At 58.6% G+C, this 19853-nt stretch carries 22 protein-coding genes; 14 read left to right on the plus strand and 8 right to left on the minus strand.

Annotation, left to right across the window (positions count from 1 at the left end; genetic code table 11):
• The first annotated feature begins 33 nt into the window (after nt 1–33).
• Both CXQ94_RS17675 and CXQ94_RS17680 read left to right on the plus strand, forming a co-directional pair.
• Nucleotides 34–906, plus strand: a complete 873-nt coding sequence (locus tag CXQ94_RS17675) for a ketopantoate reductase family protein (RefSeq protein WP_104091900.1) — start codon at nt 34–36, stop codon at nt 904–906.
• A gap of 65 nt (nt 907–971) precedes the next feature.
• On the plus strand, nt 972–1613 hold the full coding sequence (locus CXQ94_RS17680; protein WP_181034284.1) for a TetR/AcrR family transcriptional regulator: 642 nt from the start codon (nt 972–974) through the stop codon (nt 1611–1613).
• Nucleotides 1614–1728: 115 nt separating this feature from the next.
• Here the strand turns inward: CXQ94_RS17680 and CXQ94_RS17685 are convergent, their stop codons facing one another.
• Nucleotides 1729–2154, minus strand: coding sequence for a MarR family winged helix-turn-helix transcriptional regulator (locus CXQ94_RS17685; protein WP_104091902.1), 426 nt, complete (start codon nt 2152–2154; stop codon nt 1729–1731).
• Nucleotides 2155–2211: 57 nt separating this feature from the next.
• Here CXQ94_RS17685 and CXQ94_RS17690 point away from each other — a divergent pair, with 57 nt between their 5' ends.
• A complete protein-coding gene (locus tag CXQ94_RS17690; RefSeq protein ID WP_104091903.1) occupies nt 2212–2583 on the plus strand; it encodes a VOC family protein in 372 nt (123 codons plus the stop codon).
• 264 nt (nt 2584–2847) lie between these two features.
• Here the strand turns inward: CXQ94_RS17690 and CXQ94_RS22700 are convergent, their stop codons facing one another.
• Both CXQ94_RS22700 and CXQ94_RS17695 read right to left on the minus strand, forming a co-directional pair.
• Nucleotides 2848–3024, minus strand: a complete 177-nt coding sequence (locus tag CXQ94_RS22700; RefSeq protein WP_181034285.1) for a hypothetical protein — start codon at nt 3022–3024, stop codon at nt 2848–2850.
• Between the two features lie 165 nt (nt 3025–3189).
• Entirely contained in the window at nt 3190–4083 is an 894-nt protein-coding gene (locus CXQ94_RS17695) for a TM2 domain-containing protein (protein ID WP_104091904.1), read from the minus strand.
• Between the two features lie 1741 nt (nt 4084–5824).
• Between CXQ94_RS17695 and CXQ94_RS17705 the strand changes: the two genes are divergently transcribed.
• Together CXQ94_RS17705 and CXQ94_RS17710 are read left to right on the plus strand one after the other, a co-directional pair.
• The gene (locus CXQ94_RS17705; RefSeq protein ID WP_104091906.1) at nt 5825–6793 is read left to right on the plus strand and encodes an aldo/keto reductase; all 969 of its coding nucleotides are present in this window, start codon (nt 5825–5827) and stop codon (nt 6791–6793) included.
• A 343-nt stretch (nt 6794–7136) separates the two neighbouring features.
• Nucleotides 7137–7685, plus strand: coding sequence for an adenylyl-sulfate kinase (locus CXQ94_RS17710; RefSeq protein WP_104091907.1), 549 nt, complete (start codon nt 7137–7139; stop codon nt 7683–7685).
• 1143 nt (nt 7686–8828) lie between these two features.
• Here the strand turns inward: CXQ94_RS17710 and CXQ94_RS17715 are convergent.
• Nucleotides 8829–9416, minus strand: a complete 588-nt coding sequence (locus CXQ94_RS17715; RefSeq protein WP_104091908.1) for a helix-turn-helix domain-containing protein — start codon at nt 9414–9416, stop codon at nt 8829–8831.
• 78 nt (nt 9417–9494) lie between these two features.
• Between CXQ94_RS17715 and CXQ94_RS17720 the strand changes: the two genes are divergently transcribed.
• Together CXQ94_RS17720 and CXQ94_RS17725 are read left to right on the plus strand one after the other, a co-directional pair.
• Entirely contained in the window at nt 9495–10916 is a 1422-nt protein-coding gene (locus CXQ94_RS17720) for an MFS transporter (protein ID WP_104091909.1), read from the plus strand.
• A gap of 589 nt (nt 10917–11505) precedes the next feature.
• On the plus strand, nt 11506–11790 hold the full coding sequence (locus CXQ94_RS17725; RefSeq protein WP_104091910.1) for a putative quinol monooxygenase: 285 nt from the start codon (nt 11506–11508) through the stop codon (nt 11788–11790).
• An 89-nt stretch (nt 11791–11879) separates the two neighbouring features.
• Here CXQ94_RS17725 and CXQ94_RS17730 read toward each other — a convergent pair whose 3' ends face one another.
• The gene (locus tag CXQ94_RS17730) at nt 11880–12173 is read right to left on the minus strand and encodes a hypothetical protein (protein WP_146070346.1); all 294 of its coding nucleotides are present in this window, start codon (nt 12171–12173) and stop codon (nt 11880–11882) included.
• A 173-nt stretch (nt 12174–12346) separates the two neighbouring features.
• Here CXQ94_RS17730 and CXQ94_RS17735 point away from each other — a divergent pair, with 173 nt between their 5' ends.
• The 4 genes from CXQ94_RS17735 (at nt 12347) to CXQ94_RS17750 (ending at nt 15268) form a co-directional block, all read left to right on the plus strand.
• Nucleotides 12347–12778, plus strand: coding sequence for a Clp protease N-terminal domain-containing protein (locus CXQ94_RS17735; RefSeq protein ID WP_181034286.1), 432 nt, complete (start codon nt 12347–12349; stop codon nt 12776–12778).
• Nucleotides 12779–13133: 355 nt separating this feature from the next.
• Entirely contained in the window at nt 13134–13724 is a 591-nt protein-coding gene (locus CXQ94_RS17740) for a hypothetical protein (RefSeq protein ID WP_104091913.1), read from the plus strand.
• A gap of 252 nt (nt 13725–13976) precedes the next feature.
• On the plus strand, nt 13977–14531 hold the full coding sequence (locus tag CXQ94_RS17745) for a hypothetical protein (RefSeq protein ID WP_104091914.1): 555 nt from the start codon (nt 13977–13979) through the stop codon (nt 14529–14531).
• 194 nt (nt 14532–14725) lie between these two features.
• Nucleotides 14726–15268, plus strand: a complete 543-nt coding sequence (locus CXQ94_RS17750; protein ID WP_104091915.1) for a GNAT family N-acetyltransferase — start codon at nt 14726–14728, stop codon at nt 15266–15268.
• Between the two features lie 152 nt (nt 15269–15420).
• Here the strand turns inward: CXQ94_RS17750 and CXQ94_RS17755 are convergent, their stop codons facing one another.
• A complete protein-coding gene (locus CXQ94_RS17755) occupies nt 15421–15723 on the minus strand; it encodes a helix-turn-helix domain-containing protein (RefSeq protein WP_104091916.1) in 303 nt (100 codons plus the stop codon).
• Between the two features lie 66 nt (nt 15724–15789).
• Here CXQ94_RS17755 and map point away from each other — a divergent pair, with 66 nt between their 5' ends.
• The 3 genes from map (at nt 15790) to CXQ94_RS17775 (ending at nt 18806) form a co-directional block, all read left to right on the plus strand.
• Nucleotides 15790–16554 carry a type I methionyl aminopeptidase gene (gene map / locus CXQ94_RS17760; protein ID WP_104091917.1) on the plus strand — a complete coding sequence of 255 codons (765 nt, stop codon included), beginning with the start codon at nt 15790–15792 and terminating at the stop codon, nt 16552–16554.
• Between the two features lie 415 nt (nt 16555–16969).
• Nucleotides 16970–17473 carry a hypothetical protein gene (locus CXQ94_RS17765; RefSeq protein WP_104091918.1) on the plus strand — a complete coding sequence of 168 codons (504 nt, stop codon included), beginning with the start codon at nt 16970–16972 and terminating at the stop codon, nt 17471–17473.
• A 634-nt stretch (nt 17474–18107) separates the two neighbouring features.
• Nucleotides 18108–18806 carry an HAD family hydrolase gene (locus CXQ94_RS17775; protein WP_104091920.1) on the plus strand — a complete coding sequence of 233 codons (699 nt, stop codon included), beginning with the start codon at nt 18108–18110 and terminating at the stop codon, nt 18804–18806.
• A gap of 60 nt (nt 18807–18866) precedes the next feature.
• Here the strand turns inward: CXQ94_RS17775 and CXQ94_RS17780 are convergent, their stop codons facing one another.
• Nucleotides 18867–19244: a hypothetical protein gene (locus tag CXQ94_RS17780; protein ID WP_104091921.1), complete on the minus strand. Its 378-nt coding sequence runs from the start codon at nt 19242–19244 to the stop codon at nt 18867–18869.
• Between the two features lie 330 nt (nt 19245–19574).
• Nucleotides 19575–19754, minus strand: coding sequence for a hypothetical protein (locus CXQ94_RS22265; protein WP_146070347.1), 180 nt, complete (start codon nt 19752–19754; stop codon nt 19575–19577).
• Nucleotides 19755–19853: the final 99 nt, after the last annotated feature.

Raw genomic sequence — 19853 nt, forward strand, 5'->3', positions numbered from 1 at the left:
CAATTCCGCTTAGTCAGGTAGAGGGAAGCAGCCATGAAAATTCTTGTGTACGGTGCCGGGGTTACCGGAAGCCTGTTCGCGGCCCGCTTGCATGAGGCCGGGCACCACGTCTCCCTCCTCGCCCGGGGCGAGCGTTTGACTGCCCTTCGAGAGCACGGCGTACTGCTCGCCGAGGGCGACGGCCCTGCCACTAGGCAGGTTCCGGTCCCCGTGGTCGAGCACCCGGCCGGCCCGTATGACCTGATAGCGGTCATGGTCCGCGCCCATCAGGTGGAAACCGTGCTCGAGTCGATCGCCGGGCTCGACGGAGACGTGCTGTTCCTTGTGAGCTGGGCGGCCGGTCCGGAGCCGTTGGGCGCGGCAATCGGCCGCGGGCGCGTGATGCTCGGCTTCCCCACGGAGGCTGGCACCATGGACGGGCAGGTGGTTCGCTACAGGGCGAGCTCGCCAATGACCCGCCTGGTGACGATGCCGATTGGCGAACCCGATGGTCGCGTGACTCCGCGGCTGGAACGAATCGTGCAGGCGTTCCGCTCGGCAGGACTCAACGCCAAGGTCGAACCCAAGATGGACGCCTGGCTCAAAACGCATGCCGCGTTCGCGGTGCCGCTGGGGCAGGCCGTGTACGCTGCGGGCGGCCCGGGGGCCTTGGCCGGCAACCAGGAAGGGATAAAGGCCATGATCCGGCTCATGAGACTGAACCTCGGAGCCATGCCGACGCGGCCGGTCCCCGGAGCCTTTGGCGCGTTGCGCACCATGCCTGAAGGCTTCCTCGTGGCAGTGTTCCGCAGATTCCTGAGTGGACCGACGGCCGCACATAGCGGCCTGAGCAACGCCTCTCCCGCGGAGTCCGCTGAACTCGAGCGGGTGGCCGAGCAACTGCGCGCCATTGCAATTGGCCGTTAGATGACATTTGCATCGGCGAGTACCAATCTGATGGTGGTGACCCATCGGAGATGGATAATGATTTGATGCCAATCAACGAACCCCTCGCACGCCCGAAACGCAAAGACGCGGCCTTGAATAGTGAGCGTCTTGTGCAGGCGGCGCGTGAGGTGTTTGCACGGCAGGGGCTTTCGGCAACGCTGGAGGACATCGCCCAGCACGCGGGAATCGGAGTCGGGACGGTCTACCGGAATTTCGCCAGCAAACGCCAGATCGTCGAGACCTTGTACGACGCGGCGGTCGATTCTGCCTTGTCCGAGGCGCAAACGTTGCTAGATATCGAAGACCCGTGGATAGCAATCGTGACCTTTTTTGAGGTCACAGCGGCCAGCCAGGCGCGGGATCGCGGATTGTGTGAGACATTTCTTGGACACGATAGCTTCGGACCGAACGAGCGTGCCGCTGAGAAAATCGTCGCCGTTCTATCTCCGTTGTTCGACCGAGCCAGCAAGGCGGGAGTTCTCCGCAAAGGGGTAACCGTCACGGACATCGGCCCGATCTTCGCCATGCTCAATGGTGTTTACCGGATGAGCGATGCAAGTCCCGAGCTGTGGCGACGGTATCTAACACTCATACTCGACGGACTCCGGGCAAGCGACCGGCCAGCACTACCGCTACCCGCGCTGGATGTCGCTTCGTTCACAACTGCACTCACGACCTCTCACTGACTACCCGAAGCGCGGCGCCGCTGTCCGTGGTGAACTGAGCGCTGCGGATAAGCCGGGTTTCCATGGTGTCCGCCCTTCGGCGCGTCCGCCAATGTAAGCCATCGTTCTTTCCAGATCAGCCTTCCAGCGCTTTCACACATGCGTTGAGTCCGCGAGTGAGAGCAATGAGATCGGACTGGCTAAGTCCCGAAAGCATGCTCTCTTCGACTCGATCCACTTCGGCCTGGGCGGCGGAGAGGAGGTCAGTACCGGCCGCCGTGAGTGCAGTCGGTAACGCCCGACCGGAGTCAGGGCGGGCGGGGCGTTCAACCAGGCCGCGGTCGAGCAATTGCTGCAGCATGGAGTTCATGGACTGGCGCGTCATAAATGTGGCGCGCGCTAGCCCGGCAGCGGAGATGCCCGGCTCGCGACGTAGGCGGTGAAGACACGAGTACTGGGAAACCGTGAGTGAGTGCGGGCGCAGAGCCGATTCCATGCGAAGGCGAAGCAACGATTGCGCCTGCTTCACCAGATACCCGACTTGAACTTCACTATTGCTCATGTAAGAATTCTGACATAGAATTTAATGTAAGGAAACTGACATAGAAGGAGTATCGCCATGGCCGTCACCGGTCCCGACTTCATTGCCCTACAGGTACGCGACCTCGAGAAGTCCGCGGCCTTTTACGAGAACACCGTCGGTCTGACACGAGCACCATTCTCGCCTCCACACGCCGTCGTCTTCGATACTCAGCCGACCTTCGCGATACGCGACCCCGAGCCGGGAGTGGATCTCGAATCCGGAAAGCTCGGGCTCGGCGTCGCACTCTGGCTGCATGATCCTGAGGCTGCCGCCTTGCACCATGCTGTCGCGGAAGCCGGTGCCACCATCCTTCGAGAACTCTTTGAAGGCCCGTTCGGAATGACATTCGTCTTTCAGGATCCCGACGGATATGCAGTCACAGTTCACGATCGCGCCACACGCAGTTAACCCCGGGCCAACAGGAGCAGCATCAACGGCAAGAATTCCGCTTGGCGTTGATGCTCGCCCACTTTCGGACCTCGATCACTGCTGCCGGGGAACCCTCAACGGATGGGTTTCGGTCTGCATCCGCCTTGGGCCCAAGCAATACTTGGAAAAGCTTGTTAGCGGTGCTGGCCGACTTCGCGGTGCCAAAACCGACCATCTTCGCTCTTTGCGCGCAGAACGGCATCAGGTGCCGGCTGGGCGGGCCACAACTCAATGAGATAGCCATCAATCGTTTCTTCGCTGGTCCCGCCCCTTTGCACTCAACCGCAAGCGGTTGTTGCCTGAGGGGACGCCGTTCAGGGGTCCACCGCTTTCACTGGCCCAGCTGATCCATCGCATTTCGCGTGCTTCGGGGAGAACAAAGGATACTTCGACGACGTGATCAAGCAGCACCTTTTCCATTTTCTCAGGATACTTTCACCCGACCGTCAGTGATGTCACCGCAAACAGCCACGCTGAATTGCTCCCGGAGGATGCGCTGTTTGCAGAACCATCTACGGGTCCGGCTGGACGGGGTCGGGCTGACGGACAAGGGCGGCGGGTTGAGCATATGCGGGCGAAAACGAGCTACTTGATAGCGCCCTTGAAAATGGCCTTTTGGCCGCCGTAAGTGGTCCCTCGCATTTCCACGCGCACATTGTCAGCTTCGGCGGACGGGATGTCATAAGCAGCCTGAATGATTTGCTTCTCGCCGGGCAGGATGGTGGAGAACGACTGGAAGGTGAAGGTGTCGTCAAAAACCTGCTTCGCCTCAGTATTGGACGCACCGTAGGTGACCTTCGGGAAGCTCATCAGGGCCGCATCAAACTCGGCGTCACTTGTATTCTCGACGGTGATTTGGAAGGCCGCTGCCTTGTCTCCCGGAACGTTGGCGAACTCGCTGATGGGCAGGAAACCTCCCGTGATCACCGTGAGCTTGATGCCGTCCTCGTAAATTGCGGTGGTGCCCAGCGGGACGCTGCCATCTTTGGAGGGATCCACCTTCGTTTTCTCTCCCGACACTCCAGAATCGGTCGGGGATTCAATGGCGGGCTTGTCAGTATTTCCAACGGCAGTGCCAACGGCAGCAAGGCCGGCCAAACCGGAAATCACGAGGACCACTGCCAGGACAGACTCGAGGACGAACAAGCCCACGGTAACGAGGATGGCCATCAACTTGTTCTTCTCATAGCCATCCAGCGGACGGCCGTGAACGTCAGTGCGTTTGCCCGTTAAGGTGATGATCAAGTCCACCAAGGACCAGACGCCGAAGCCACCACCGGTCAGCAGCTTGGCAATGCCCGTCCCTACCTTGCCCAGGTAGAAACGGTCGATGCCGAGCCCGCCGAGCAGGAGGGCCAGAATCCAGGTGACCGTGAAAGACCTCAAAGGGCCGGTAGGCATATCTGAGACATCGTACGGGTTCGGTTCGGGAGCCTGCGGGTAGCCTGCAACTGGCGGCTGTGGGTAGTTGTTGCTCATTGTTCTCCTTGAAGCTTGCGAGTGTTTGCCGGGCGGGCGTCAGTTAGCGGTGGCCCAAGTGCTGTCCTGCTTCGCAGTCTGCGGGGTACCAGGGGTGCTTGTTGAAGGCGAAGTATCGTGAGTTCGGGGCGCCTCAGAGTCTGCTTAGCCTGACCTTCTCGAGAGTGGCTCCCCCGGCACGCATTCCCAGAAGATCAAACCCGGCAAATACATGCCACCTCTGATATTGCGCGGCCATGGAAGAGAAAAATCCGCTCAGAATATATGCGACATACAACCATACCGGGCCAGGACCCTTCCAGGCGCTTCTTCCATAGTGGTCATATTCCGGCCGATCCCGATACGTAAGGACAATTCCAGCAGCGATGGCCCCAACCACAGGGACCTTTACGAAGCGCACCGTGACCAAGGACTCAGGGCCACATAGGGCTTCCCGGCTGATGAATCAGAACTCATTCCTTCCAAAGAACCTCGAAGTAGTCTCTAAATTCACCACTGAGCCCATCTCAAATTGGTTGAAGGCCAGGCCAACGCTTCCGGGTAGGTAGCGCAGGCCTAGCCTTCCTTCGACCTAGTCCAAGGAGAAATCTCAGAAGTCCTTGGGTCGATCCGAAGTCCAGCCTTTACATCTCGGGGGCGAGCGTAGGACTGGAAACTGAAGCGCTGTCCTCGACTTTGGAATCCCGTCCACCGCGGCATCGCTGCCACGGGCAAGCAAGAACAGCCCTTCCCATATGTATAGAGTCAAAAACTTAAGAATCATGACGCGAGATAGTCCCATTCAGCTCTATGACGCTCGTCACTAAGTACAGTGTCTTGCTGTCTGGGGGTCGCCGCAGCGGAACGATGAGCGGGACTGCTTGTTTGTGCAGCTCCGATGTTTGGCTATATCCCTTCGTGGGCAGGCCGGTTCGACGTGAGCATCGTATCGCCTAGAGCGCTTGTGCTGATCGCCAGCTGAAGTGAAGACTGCAACATAGGATCTGTCCCTCTGCTCATTGCCGTTGTTATGCTTTCAACAACCGGCGCGGCGCCCGCAGTTGGGCGCCACCAGCAATCAGGAAGGGTGCCTACCTTGGCTGAGCGTTCTCGAGCAAGAGTATCGGTGGCATTGCTTCAATGGGGGGTTCTTGCCGTTGCGGTTTGGTTCTATCTGACCTTGTCGATTCGACTGCATCAGCCGAGCACATGGGCCATTTTCGCTCTGCTGGTGGTAGCTAGCGCGTTCCTGGCTCTGGCGGTTGGTCGGTATTCCCTCAAAGGGTTAAGCAAACCTAAATGGGTTCTTATGGCGAGCCTTGTGGCCTTCGTTTTGGCCGTCGGCTTGGGCACGCTCGGATAGGCCCGCAAGAGAAAAGTTCGGCCGGACATTGCGTGGCCGATCATCCCTGCTTCGGCGGGCTGCTGGCGGTAAGTGTCAGAAGAGGGCGGTGAATCCTCATGGACGTGGTCACTGGCGGGGTGGTCTTGGGTGCCTGGTCAGAGGCGTCGGGGGTGGTTGTGAATTCCTTACCCGCGGCATTCGTTGCAGCCCACCGGATGAGGAACTCGTCGCTGCGGGTATCCTAGTCCCCGATCAGGTCGGCCAGTCCCCGCTCAGACGGGTCACCTCCGGATTCGATACCCAGGATCGCGACATTTTCATCCACGGCACGGGCCCAGTCCGCATAGAATCCCCCGGTACTATGCTGACATCAAGTCCAGCGCCGCGGTAACGAAAAATCCTGGAAAGGACACCACCATGGAGTACGCAAACCTTGGCCGTACGGGCCTGGACGTTAGCAGGATCGCCCTGGGCTGTATGAGCTATGGCAACCCGGGTACCGGGTTGCACCAATGGACCCTGGACGAGGACGCCTCCCAACCGTTCTTCCGCCAAGCACTTGAACTCGGCGTCACGTTCTGGGACACCGCGAACGTCTACCAGGGCGGCAGTAGCGAGGAGTTCGTTGGTCGCGCCATCAAACGCTATGCCCGCCGAGAGGACATCGTCCTCGCCACGAAGGTCAGCGGGAAAATGCACGATGGTCTTGGGGGAAGCGGTCTCTCCCGCAGGGCAATCCTTGAGCAGGTCGATGCGTCCCTGCACCGCCTGGGCACCGACTACATCGACGTCTACTACATCCACCGATTCGACTCCGACGTTCCGGTCGAGGAGACGATGGAGACCCTGCACGACGTCGTCACGGCCGGCAAGGTCCGCCACTTGGGGGCCTCATCCATGTTCGCGTGGCAGTTCGCGAAACTGCAGGCCGCGGCTGCTGTTAGCGGCTGGACTCCGTTCTCAGCAATGGAGAACCAGTACAATCTGCTCAAGCGCGAGGAAGAAAGGGAAATGATTCCGATGTGCGCCGACATGGGTGTCAGCTTGACCCCGTACTCCCCGCTCGGGAAAGGCCGGCTGACCCGTCCTTGGGGTGCGCAGACCAACCGTGCGGACTCGGATGCCGTGGCCAGGACCTTCGACTCGCCAGCCGATGAACCCATCGTTAATGCGGTGCGTGAAGTCGCCGACGCCCGTGGCCTTCCCATGGCCCAGGTTGCCTTGGCCTGGGTGCTCCACAACCCCGTCGTGGCTTCGCCCATTGTTGGTGCCACCAAACCCCACCATCTGGTGGATGCGGTTGCCGCGCTCAACGTGAAGCTCACCGATAACGAGGTCATGCTGCTGGAGAAGCGGTACGTGCCACAGGACCCCTATTGGTACTAACCTTCGTCGTCATCCGGTAGCCCCCGGGCACATCGGATTGGTCAACCATCTTTGTCGGGATCTGTTTGAAGCGCCAAAGGAACCTGTGAAAGGCCGCCAACTGAGCTTAACAGGCACTACCTCTACGCCGGGGCAGTGGGCACCGAAACTATGCGCCAACACCAGGCAGCGTCCGCGGCCGGGACACAGCGAGTATGGCGCTTGCCACGATGCTTTCGCTTCGCGGAATCCTCAGTCCCAAAAGTGGAATGGTGAGTGCGACAGGCTCGCTACTATGTGGAGTCTTCGGAGCGAAGATCCTTTAGCATTCCAGCTTGCTGTCGCTCTGTGGCAGGCTGGAGGGATGGAATTCCCTGATCCAAGTGAAGTGCTTCTTATTGGCGGTCGGTCCGGCGTTGGTAAGTCGACCGTGGCATTCGAGGCATCGCACCTTCTTGCCGAGGCCGGGGTACAGCATGCGGTCATCGAAGGCGACAATCTTGACATGGCCTTTCCTGAGCCGTGGCGGAAAGGGTTGCATTTGGCCGAACTCAATCTCTCGGCGATGTGGCGCAACTACCGTGCGGCGGGCTACCGGCATCTAATCTACACAAACACGGTCAGTGTGCTGGAGAGCGAAACACTCGTTGGCGCAATGGGCGGTGAAGTCCGCAGCACTGCTGTGCTCCTGTCCGCTAGCGACGTCGCTGCTCGCGTAAGACTCGCAGGTCGTGAAGTCGGGTCGGCACTTGACCAGCATGTGGAGCGCAGCAATCGTGCCGCACGAGAACTCGACGTAAACGCAGTCAAGTCCGTTCATCGTGTGGCAACCGACGGCCGCTCTGTCACGGAGATTGCTTATGAGGTTATAGCCCTCACGGGCTGGCTCACAGGTGCAGGCACCTCCAGCTGAGTAGATACGTCCGCGGGCTGCTTGGATTCCGGGATACTTAGCCGCGAAACCTGGACGATGAACGCAAATGACCACACATCCCGTGGCGGAACTTTGTGCGCGACTCATCCAATCTAGATGCGGTCTACAGGACCACCATTTCTATTTGCCCTAGCATTTTCGGCTTCCCGGGCGGCAATAATGCCATCCCGAGTTCCCGCCCGAATGACTCCGTACAGGACATAAAAGAAGATTCCCGCGAAGATGACCACTAGAAAAATATTCAATTGCTTTCCCCCAAGAAAGTCGCCGTCCGACTGCCAACACCACCAGTCTATGTCGCGCGCTCTGATGACCTATCGCAAGTTCCCTGTCCGCAGGGGAACGCCAAGCAGGACATCTTGCTCGAATGCAACGTGCTGAAGCCGATGAGACTCCGAGGACCGTCGCCGGAGGACGGATGCGGCGGGGTCTCGATGCGCGAACGAACCGCCAGCTAATCAGAGAGAATGCAGTTTTCCCCGTCTATTACCAGCCGCATACTGGGCGACTCTAAAGTCAGCTCACTTTCACCTGCGCAACCGGACGTTGCCTCGACAGAGATCCAGCCTAAGGAGACACCCTCGATGCCGTAAGTGGATCCTACTGAGACTTCTTGCGAAGTTATCAGGTTTCCATCAGGGCCAATGATCTTTACCCCATAAGAGCCTCCTGGGGCCCCGGGAACCATGGAACGAACTTCGACTTCAACACTTCCGGAGTGAGCGCCGGAGCCGCAGCCAGTCATGGCACCGACTACCAATAATGCTGCAGCGACACGAGTGAAATACTTACGGTCCATGGGCCCAGTGTGTCACATGCCACTGCTCAGCTCTAGGTGGAAGAGAGTCGACAGGCAAACTGATCTGTGAAGGAACGGTGGGCGGAACACTAAGTAGGCGGGCCTCTCAGTTCTTCCCACGCACCAGTAGTTGCCCCAAGCCCAGTCGATACAGTGTGCCTTGGCCGGGATTTTAGCGTTCCACTTCCGCCGTAGCTGCTGAAGCCGCTGTGCATTCTCTTTTCATTCCTGGCTCCGGTGCTTGCTGCGCCTGCCCGGCCATCCAGTGCCCGGATTCACTTTCTGCCCGGCATTCTTTTGTTGAGCGCTTCCCATGGATCTGCCTAGTGGGGTGAAGTGGTGTCCTCGCGGAGATGAACGCGTTCGCCTTGGCGGCCAAAAAGACTGAGAATCTCGGCGGCATGGGTATTTGCGCTCCCGAACCAGTGCGGCCGCCGAGTGTCGAATTCGGCAGCCTCTCCGGCATCCAGTGTGAGGTCCTGGGTTCCCAAAATGAGCCGCACCTGACCTCTCAACACGTAGAGCCATTCATATCCCTCGTGGGTCTTTAGCTGGGGCGGGCGAGTGGAGTACGGCAGCTTGATTTTCCAGGCCTGCACGCCGTCGGAGTGGCGCGTCAACGGCCAGGCCTCGCGCCCATTGATGGTGCGGGGCTGCAGACGGACTCGGGGGTCCTCCGTCTCCGGAACTCCCACCAAGTCATCCAGTGGCACACGGTATGTCCGGCTGATAGGCAAGAGAAGTTCCAGGGTTGGGTTGCGCTTTCCAGTCTCCAACCGGGACATTGTTGAAGGCGAGATGCCGGTTTGTTCGGAAAGTTGGTCCAGTGTCAGCCCGCGTTCCAGCCGAAGTGTGCGCAGGCGTTGTCCGACTTCGCGGAGCACATGATCTTCGGGGTCTGCCTTCATCATGGCCACGAGCCTACGGCATCTTGCCGTCTCAGCAAGTACATTTGCCGGCACTAATCTTGGGCTTCTATCGACCCTGATATGGAACACCAACAGACCGCCCATGACCACCCAACTGCCCCCGCAATTGATACGGGATCACTCATCGCTAAAGTGGCGCCTCTTGCGTCGGTGATGGTCATTGCCGCCTTGGGCACCAGCTTGGTCAATGTGATCTTGCCGGCGGTTGCAAAAGAATTCGACGTCGCAATGTCGTCAGTCCAATGGGTGACCCTGGCCTTTCTGCTCAGCAGCACCATACTGATCGTCCCGGTGGGTCGGTGGGCTGACACTCTAGGGCGCGCACGTGTACTCAGGTTGGGTCTGGGAGTTTTTGTTTTGGCCGCCCTGCTCGCGAGTATCGCACCCAGCCTGGGGGTTCTGATTGCCGCCCGCGCGGTCCAAGGCGCGGGTGCGGCCGCAATGTTGTCCTTGCCTGTTACCTTGGTGCGAGAAACCGTGGCGAAGGGTCACATGGGGCGGGCCATGGGCATGATCGGCGCCTCTATGGCCACTGGCATGGCTTTAGGGCCCGCACTAGGTGGCCTGCTTGCGGCCAGTGCGCTGGGCTGGCACGGCACAGTATTTTTGTTTGTTCCGCTCGGGGTGGCCTCATGGCTGCTGCTGCGGAAACTACCCGCGGCCGGCGCAGTGGTACTTCAGCCCAAGTCGATGGACATCACTGAGTTGTCGCTGTTGGCCGCGGTGCTGGCCGGCTATGCAGTGGCTTTGACTCTGACTCCGGGAGGTTGGTTGGGCACTGCCGGACTGCTGCTTTTGGTGGCCCTGGGTCTCTTAGCGTGGGTTCGGGTGGAGAAGCGGGCGGTTGCTCCCTTGGTGGATCTGGAGAGACTGCGTGAGCTGGGCATCTTTCGCGGGTTGGCCATGAATTTTTGCGGCTCGCTCATCATGATGACCTTCACCATCATTCCGCCGTTTTACCTCACCCTGGGGCTCGGGCTGGACTTGGGTTGGATGGGGCTCGCCATGGCGGTTGGCCCTGTCGCCGCCATTCTCACCGGGGTGCCTGCCGGACGTTGGGTTGACCGATGGGGTGCCACGCGTATGACAATTGTCGGGCTGGCAGCTATGACGGTTGCGGCGTTGGGCTTCGCAGTCCTAATCCCACTCTGGGGAGTGATCGGTTTCCTGGTGTCCGCTGTCGTGCTGACACCAGGAAATCAGATGTTCATGGCAGGCAATAACACAGCCATCATGTCCCGGGCGGGCGCTGAGCAGCAGGGTGCGGTCTCCGCCATGTTGACGCTGGCACGCAACCTGGGCTTCATCACCGCAACAGCGGTCATGGCCCTAATTTTCAACCTTGCCGTCGAGGGCGCGGACGGTCCCTCCGGCGCGACCTTGGGCATGTCAGCATCTTTCGGGCTCGCGACCATCGTGGGAATCTTCGCAGTTTCGCTGGCCTGGTCGAGACGCAGCATCGCCGTCGACCCAGGAAAGTAGAATTTACCGGGGCCCGTGGCCCAGCACCATGGCATCCCGGAGGATGCACATCATGGCGCTGCCGGGTAGACGGCGGGGCACCTTGCCAACAAGCGTTGGGCTGTCCAAGGGAGGATCGCAGGGGCTCAGGAATTGACTGTCACTCCCACAATTCATAACGGGAACCTTCACTGGGCGGTTCGGTCTCAACCACGTCAAATGCGGGACGGCAGGATATTTCCGTGCCAACCAATTCTTTGGTCTTGGTGTATCTGGGTTCCACTGGCCAGCCAGGATGGGGCCCATCTATCCTAAGGTGGTCAGGTTGTGGCGTTCAGCTTGTGCATTGAACAATGCTGCTGGAGTGCAGGGTATTGACGGTTACGGCCAGGCTCCGGGCCATTGAATCACCCAAATCAACAGTGGCCTCGATATCGATGTTGCTGTCGGCAGGGGAATCCTGATCGGCACAGCGTTTGCTTTGCGGGTTGAATCTATTGGGTAGGAACATCCCGTGCGTGCGTGCGCGACAAATTCATTCTTGGTAGCCTCATGCAAAGCTCAATGTACCAGCCGAGTGCCCCCAACGGTCTATGAATCTAGGAGAAGAATGATCAGCGTTTTAGTGGGATCTTCGGTTGCACCGGAGAATCTCGAAGGGGCCCTCACCGTCTACCGAGGGCTGGTCGCCGCAACGTTGAAGGAACCTGGATGCGTAAGCTACGAGCTCCTTCAACTTCGTGATGATGACTGTGAACTCATGCTTGCGGAACGATGGCTCTCGCAAGAACATCTTGACGCGCATACACGAACCAAACATTTCATTGAAGCCATGCACAAGCTCGAAACCCTGGAGACAGCAGCGCCAGCCCTAATCTTCACCAGCGCGGTTTAGTCCTCGAAACTTCCGACGGTTGATCTAATCGCGGACCAATGGCGGACACCAGGTTAGGCGGTCCCGTAGCTCCAACCTTGAACAGGACACTATGCACGAAGCTCTCCCCAACCGAAACCACTCTCCGCAACGAAATCCTGCAATTCGCTACGCAAACGTGCCGTGAATCCGTCGACGTCTTCGGGCGGATAAAGCCAGAACCCCATCGCCTCGTCATACACGATGACTCGGAGCAGTAAGTCGTCACTGACGAGCGTGGATGACTGGACCGGTTCGAACTTCGACGTCACCACATCCACACGAGTGCACTCGATCTCATTTGGAGTCAGAATTGCATCAAGCGCTGGCCGCGCCGCTAGCAAGATTTCTTCCACGATCATCATGTATACATACTCGCAGCCGGTAAAGACCTGAGCCAGAGAGCTGCCTGTTCAAGGAACGCTCTGCGGAACGCTGATTCATTGACGTGGCCGAATTTCGTGGTTGGTTATTGCCGGCAATTGCGTGGTGCTGACGCGCCGTGGAGACTACCATTAATGGCATGGTCGGTTCGAGGATGTCTGGGAACTATACCGACAATGCCCGGCGGGCGGTGGTCCTGGCTCAGGAAGAGTCGAGGGTAATGATGCATGACTCGTACATCGGTCCCGAGCATCTACTCTTGGGGCTTATACACGCTTTTCCGGACACGGTGGAGATGGCGCTGGGCATCTGGCCGGAGGAAGTACGTGCTGCGATAATGCGTTTCGCCTCCCCTGGTCCGGAAGACACCTCGGAAGGGTTCCCGTTCACCCGCAAGTCTCTGGACGCCCTCAAGGCAGCGCAGCGCACCGCGCGGGAGTTGCATTCCGATCACGTCGGGATCAAGCACCTATTGTTCGGGGTCCTGAGTGTCCCTAGCGACCGCCTAGACCAGGCACTGACAGATGCGGGCGTGGATCGAGACAGTGCGCAAAAGCGGGCAATGGCGGCCCTTACGCAGGGGTGATCGGTTGATCAGAGCTTGGCAACCAGCAGCGGTACCCCGCAGCCTTAGCCTGGGATGCACCCGCAAGGGGTCCGTCCGGATAGGCATTTCGGAGTGTTCCGCAAGCCGAAACCTTAGAGGGACGATCCGCTAGTGGAGCCACTACCGCCTGTTCTATCGCGTTCGTTCCCCTAAGACGCCACCAGAAAGGCTCTTGATATTGGCAGAGCAGGCCCCGTGCAAGAGGTTCGTCCAGCGTCGTACGCCTTGAAAGTGTAACGTCCTTTTCAAACCGTGGCCCCGATTGGTCTGTATCATCACTCTTTAAGGCTGCAATGCTGCCTGGCAACACCAGCGCCAACCTGGAAGGCCCATCATGGCGACAGCAACCAAGTCACAGCCGGGCACGGTCCTGCGAGGTATCGCTTCCGGCCTCTTCCCCATGGCTGGATTCACGCCCGTTTACGCACTTTGGGCGATCTTTGCATGGCCACTGCCCGGTTCCGTTTTCTTCGCGGCGGCACTCACCTGGTCAATGTACCTTCTTGCCACAGCCGTGCGGCTCATCTCTGTAAGCACAGCGATGCCGCGGGACAAAACGGCTTTCGATGCGCGCATCGACAAAGGGATCAGCATTCTCAGCGGCGTGCAAGGTGGACTGATCGTCACCGCGATCGTCTTGCTATCGGTCTTTAGCCTAGCCCAATGGATTATGCCGATCGTCGCCGGCATCGTCGCATTACACTTCTTTTTCATGCCGTTGCTCTTCGGGCGCACCATCGATTACTATCTCGGATCGGTCATGCTCGCGTTCGCAATAGTCGGGCTTCTTCTGACTTCAGCACAAACGGAATGGACCACAGTCTGGGGCGTTGTCGGCGTCGGAAGCGCGTGCGTCACCAGCGCATTCGGGTACTACATGGTCAGAGCCGCGCGGCTGACTCTCACCGAGGCCGTGGTCAAATAGGGGCACTCAAAACGTCGTATTGGCCCCCCTTTCGTCAAGGGCTGCGAGAACGATTGGGTTGACCACAGGGGAACCCCAGCTGGCCACCCCCGGCGACAGAATCAACCCGTGGTAGGACAAGCTTTCATGGGCCCAATGTCAGACTGGAACCTGAACCCATCGCCCAAAGATCAGGATGGATTTCTAATGGCTACCTCGGTTGTTCGATCGGCACGACCGGAAGCGACAGTCTGTCGACCCGCACGGTGGGGCATGGGATTTGCAGCGATTGCCGGAATAACGGCTGCTGGATTTATCGCTTTAGCGTCAGTTAGTTCGAGTCTCCCAGGTGGCCAAATATTCCATGCGGGGCTGAGCCAAGAACAATTCGCCTTCATTGTCCTCACGATCAGCGGACCGAGCGCAGCCATCGGTGTGTTGCTTCTATCCGCGTCGCTTCTGCCTCTGATTCCCAGCAGATGGATGCGCGTGGTCGCGGGTGTGCTGATCTCCTTAACTACGTTAGCCGCGGCGGCGTGGTGGACGATCTACTTTGTTTTTTCGTTCCTTGGAGTGTTCGCGTTCAATTCAGTCAAGGTGACCGCCGACGACGGGCAAAGCGTCATCGTCAAACAGCAAGGCGTAGGACCCTCCTTCGGCTACCGAATTTATCGCCAACTCTCTCCATTCACCTACGGATCGAGTGTCAGTGGTGGCTCAGGCGACGAGGAATTTCCGACACAACACTGCACGTTGGCATCCCAGGGACCAGCCCTCACCTTGACCTGCGGTAAATACACCATCCTTGTTCCTCCTACTCCAAAGTAGAGGCGCAAACATCGACATCCTCCATCGTTGCTCAGGCTCCTCGTTCCCCTTCATCATCGCCGGGCTGCACAGTTTTTGATCGGGGCCTTCCAACATCTATAGCGTTGAAAGCCAACAGGCTCAAGCCACGCTTCGTAGTCCGCACATCGAACGCTCAGTGGAACTGTTCAAAGATTTGTAACTAGAATCTCCAAATGATCACTGAGACGAAACGCTTGTTACTGGACCGCCCGACGATCGAGGACGCCGCTGGCTTGCACTTGATCTGTAGCGATCCGCGAGTCTGGACTCATTTCCCAAGCCTTCAACACACCGAAATCGAACAGACCCGCGTGATGCTGGATCGATGGATTCCCGCGTGGGACCGCGATGGGCTGGGCACCTGGGTTGTAAGGAACCCCGCAAGCCAGACGATCATCGGCTATGGCGGCTGCTCCATCAAGCAAGATACCTTCTGGAATCTTGGATACCGCTTCGCCTTCGACGCACAGGGCCAGGGTTTTGCCACCGAACTCTCGCTTGAGGCCGTCAGGCAGGCGAAGATGAGCCGTCCCGGCCTCCCGATCGTGGCGTACTTGCTCGAACACAATGTGGCTTCAGCACGGGTGGCAGAAAAGGTCGGGCTCTCCCTGGCGCATCGGGGCATTGATGCTGGCAACCCTGATCCGAACGCGATTCGACTTGTCTACGCAGACCGACAGCTGAGCGCGGAAGAACTGTCAGAAATTACGCGATAGGGAATCGCGCACAACCTTCCATTCCCGCTGTGATTTTCCGAAGGCGACTGCACTGGCGATCCAAAGTCCTCTGCGCAGCAATGGTGTGTCCACAAGCGGAACCCTCAGCGGGACGGCCCATTGGGCTCTGCGGAAGCTAGGGTCGCATGGATTTAGGATGCCAGACGGTCGATCTGCTGACCCGACACTTGTTCATACTCAGGCGCTCGTACGGGCTGGTTGATTTTGGACCAGACATCGTCGAGGGAGAGGCCGAGGACTTCCGCGATAGCCGCGATCGTGGGGAATGAGGGAGTGGCGACACGGCCAGTTTCGATCTTACGAAGCGTCTCGGGGGAGATACTTGCGGACACGGCCACCTCAAACATGGAGCGTTCGTTCCTTGCTTGACGCAGAAGTGCACCTAATAGTTGTCCGCGTTCAACTTCAGCGGCTGTGAGTGGGAGTCTGACCATACATCCAACTATAGTACCGGTATAGTATTACCGGTATAATTATTGGAGTCCATGAAAGGACCACGAATGATCGAAATATTCAGCGCAGCTGATCTACCGCGAGCGAAAGCCAGTGGCAGGTTCATCGCTACAGTGCTCCAGGGCGTGCAAGATCGGGTCAAAGTAGGCACAAACCTCCTAGAAATCGACCAGTGGGCCAGGGAGATGATTACCGATGCGGGAGCCCGCTCCAGCTACGTGGATTACGATCCTTCATTTGGAGATGGGCCCTTCGGGCACTATATCTGCACGTCAGTCAATGACGCCGTGCTGCACGGAATGCCTTACGACTACGCCCTCAAGAATGGCGATCTGCTCACCCTTGACCTGGCTGCCTCCCTCCAGGGGATCGTCACCGATGCCGCCATAAGCTTCATAGTCGGAGAATCTCCGAACCCTTCTGACCTCAGGATGATTGAGACGACTCAGCGGGCACTTGAGGCCGGCATCGCGGCCGCAACCCCCGGAGCGCGTATCGGGGACATCTCCCACGCGGTCGGATCCGTCCTTACCGCTGCCGGCTTTCTCATCAACACCGACTTCGGAGGGCACGGAGTTGGATCGACAATGCATCAAGACCCTCACATCTCCAACAACGGACGCCCCGGACGGGGATACAAGCTCCGCCCCGGCCTGCTGCTGGCCATCGAACCATGGGTCATGGCGGACACCGCCGAGCTCATTACCGACCCTGACGGATGGACACTGCGAAGCGCAACAGGAGCTCGCACCGCACACAGCGAGCACACTATCGCCATCACGGACGACGGCCCTGTGATCCTCACGAGCTGAGAATACGTGCACCGACAGCTAAACGCGCTGCTGCAGCTCTCAATGGTTTGATAGAAGAAGGTTGGTGGACCAAGGGTTCGCACGTCATTAGATGGGGGTGTGACAAGAGCTCCGTGGGATAAGTGGTATCCCACGTGCGCCGTCCCACAAGCCGGGCGATGACGGGCTGCCCGATTCTCGATGCCCGGACGCGTGAAGCTCAGCGACTATCCGGTTCACAACGGGAATCCTCTGTGGGACGCCCTGCGCTTGGAGTGGTCGTTTTCGGGTTCAAGGCTCCAGCTAGGCATAATGGACCAGACGGGGACGGTGGCGCTCTGTCCCGTGTTCGGCGTTCACCATGAGGTATCGGCTGGCTGGGTAATTGACGACCCTTCGGCTGGATTCATGGGGCGGACAAAACAAAGGGGACAGTTTGACCAATATTTCCGGCTTGCCAGATTCAACGCAACCAAGCGCCAAAAACAGGGCTATTCCCTTGTTGCTCGTCGCCCCCATTTGTTCGATCGTGTTGGTCGCCGTGCTGCATCTGCTACTCAGCCCCCATATCCCGAGCCGCATAGCCATCCATGTGGGCCCTGATGGTGTGGGCTACGGCTCGTCATTACTCATGATCGCCGTCCCCTGCGTCATCGCAGCAGTGGTATTCGCGATCGGCGGGGCCACCACAAGAGAATTCTTCAAAGATGACCACTGGTTCCAGACCCAGAAAACCATCGCCGTCGGCATCATGGCTTTGGGGTACGGCGTGATCGGCGTGGCCTTGGGAACCATCTTCAGTACCGTCGGCGTCGACCAGGATGCGGTCTCGGGCAATTCTGTGGGCATGGGGTTACTGGGCTTCTTGTTACTGGTCACCGTGGCCGCCAGCGTCTACGCCAAAGCTTTTCCACGGGCGAAGATGGAAACCCTGGGTTAGAAATGACCCTCAGATGGCATTCCCACTGGCCATCAAAACTGACCCTGAGTCGGCGGTGGATCGAGGGCCAACCTATCGGTCCGAAGCCGTGAACCACTTTAGGCAGCATGTCCGTAGAGGGAACCTTGTGCGGGCACTGGGCATGGAACCTGGGGAACGATTAGCGAGTCTTGTACGCCGGAGTCTTGCGCAACAGCTTGAGTGGCCGATCTACTTCCGCTGTTCTTGTGGCGTACTGTCAAACGCCGAACGGCCGTGAGACGATCAACACCATGAGAGTAAAGAAGCTCGTGACCAGCTTGACCATTTTTGCCTGTGCTTTTGCGGCCTACAACTTTGGCAAGTATCTAGCACCATTCGATGGGCTTCTTTTTACATTCATATTTGCGGTCGTTGGCGTCTTCGTAATTAGGCTCTTCGTTGCTGGGGATGCATCGGACGCAAAAGCAAAAACACCGCAGCCCTGATGCCTTATTCAACCGTCATACTTTGAAGCTGTCAGCGCCAATTTCACTACCCGTCTGCAGTAGCCTGCCGTGTCTGTAGCGGGAACGCTGTGCGGGACAGACGGACGCGAAGGCGCGACCGATGCCAGCGCTCCGTGGTGGAGGGCGACGGCGGTTAGTCTGGGTGCGTGGATATTCGAGCCGTTCTCTTTGACCTGGATAACACCCTGTTCGATCACCTGACTTCCGCTCGTGATGGTTTGGCGGCTTTTGTTGGGAATTATGGGGTGGACTTGACACCCGAGCTTTCGAGTTCTTGGTTTGAGATTGAGCAAGCCAGTTTTGACCGTTTCCTATCAGGGGAGCTCAACTTTCAGGATCAGCGCCGAGAGCGACTCTGCCAGTTTCTGCCTCTGATAGGTCAGCACGATTCAGTTGGCGCCTCTGAGCTTGACGAAATGTTCGCTGTCTATTTGCAGAGTTATGAGAATGCCTGGATGGCTTTTCCAGACGCGGTACCGACCCTGAAGGCTCTGCGAGGTTGCGGCATGACGGTCGGCGTCGTCACCAATGGAAATCACGATCAGCAGGCAATGAAGATCAGCAGGATCGGTCTTGAACCCCATTTGGATCTCTTCTTCAGTTCTGAACAAATGGGCCATGCCAAACCGGAAGCCGCAGCATTCATCCTGCCGTGCGAGTGCCTGCAGCTATCACCAAGTCAGGTCCTATACGTCGGTGATAATTACCGCGTAGATATTGAAGGGGCCCGTAGCGCCGGGCTTCAGGCTATGCACCTCAATCGTGCAGGCGCCGATCAGCCGCAGACTTTGGGCCGCCTGACGGACCTCGTCCCGGCGCTGAACCTCAAATCCGCTGCGCTGTAAATGGAACCTTCTGCGGGCAAAGGTGCCGCCAGAATCCTACTAGTGAGGACCTGCTGGGGCTTAGTCACCGCGGAGTATAGGTGCGGTTGCGTTCAGGACTTTGAGTTGCACGGCACGTAAGAGGTGAAGGGTTGTTGCGTCATCCCAGCCAGTAATACCGTGCCATTCAAGTCCGGCACCAACAACGTCACTTGCGAACATGATTTCGGTGGCCAGAACTGCGCGATGCCAGTCGACAATGGTTAGTGGGCTTCCCGACCGGATGTCAGCCGCAATTCGAAAGCCGTCCCGGTACAAGTCGGAAGTCCCGCTAAAGCCAATCGCAATTGCCATCGCCTCTGTCCCTTTGGCCGGACCGCCCCATTGTCCAAGGCCCTGGAACAGGACGCTGCGTTCATCTTCGGTCAAACCGATGGCTACTTTTTGCTCGGTGTCCATGCTCCTCATCGTCTCACGGGCTAGGACGCATAGGGCCTGCGTTTCGCGGCCAAACATGATCCACGCAGCACTCGGATGTCGTTGCGGCGGAGCGCTAAGGCGGAGACGCGACCAGAAGTAGCGTTTGCGAGGACCTGACACGCCCCATTATCGGAACCCTGACTGGGCCATTAGTGTTGCTAAATTGGGTTGTCAGGCAAAGGCAGAACGCGTCGCCATGCAGTTGGCGTCCCAGAGTACGGATCTAGTCTTCAAAGGAATTTGAGTCACTACCGAGGTGCGCGGCTCGCCTGATTTTGCGGCCGACCGCTGCCGCGGCGGAATGACGAGCTACCGGGATCCCCTAGGCGGGATTGCTTCCCCTCGAGGGTACGGCACATGTTCCGGCGGCCCCGCTTCGGGATCCGGGGTGCGTCCGCGTAGCCGTCCCACCACCAGCAGTCCTACAAGCACTAAGACAACCAGCACAAAAACACCGGCCACCACCAACATCCACAGTGAACCGTTCACGATTCCCAATCCCCCTATAGACAACGCCCGACGCCTTCCTAAGGCAAGTATGGCAGCCGTGGCAAGCAGTTCCCACGCCGGCACCCGACATTGACCGCC

The sequence above is a fragment of the Arthrobacter sp. GMC3 genome, assembly GCF_002929305.1.
In the GTDB taxonomy this organism is placed as follows: Bacteria; Actinomycetota; Actinomycetes; order Actinomycetales; family Micrococcaceae; genus Specibacter.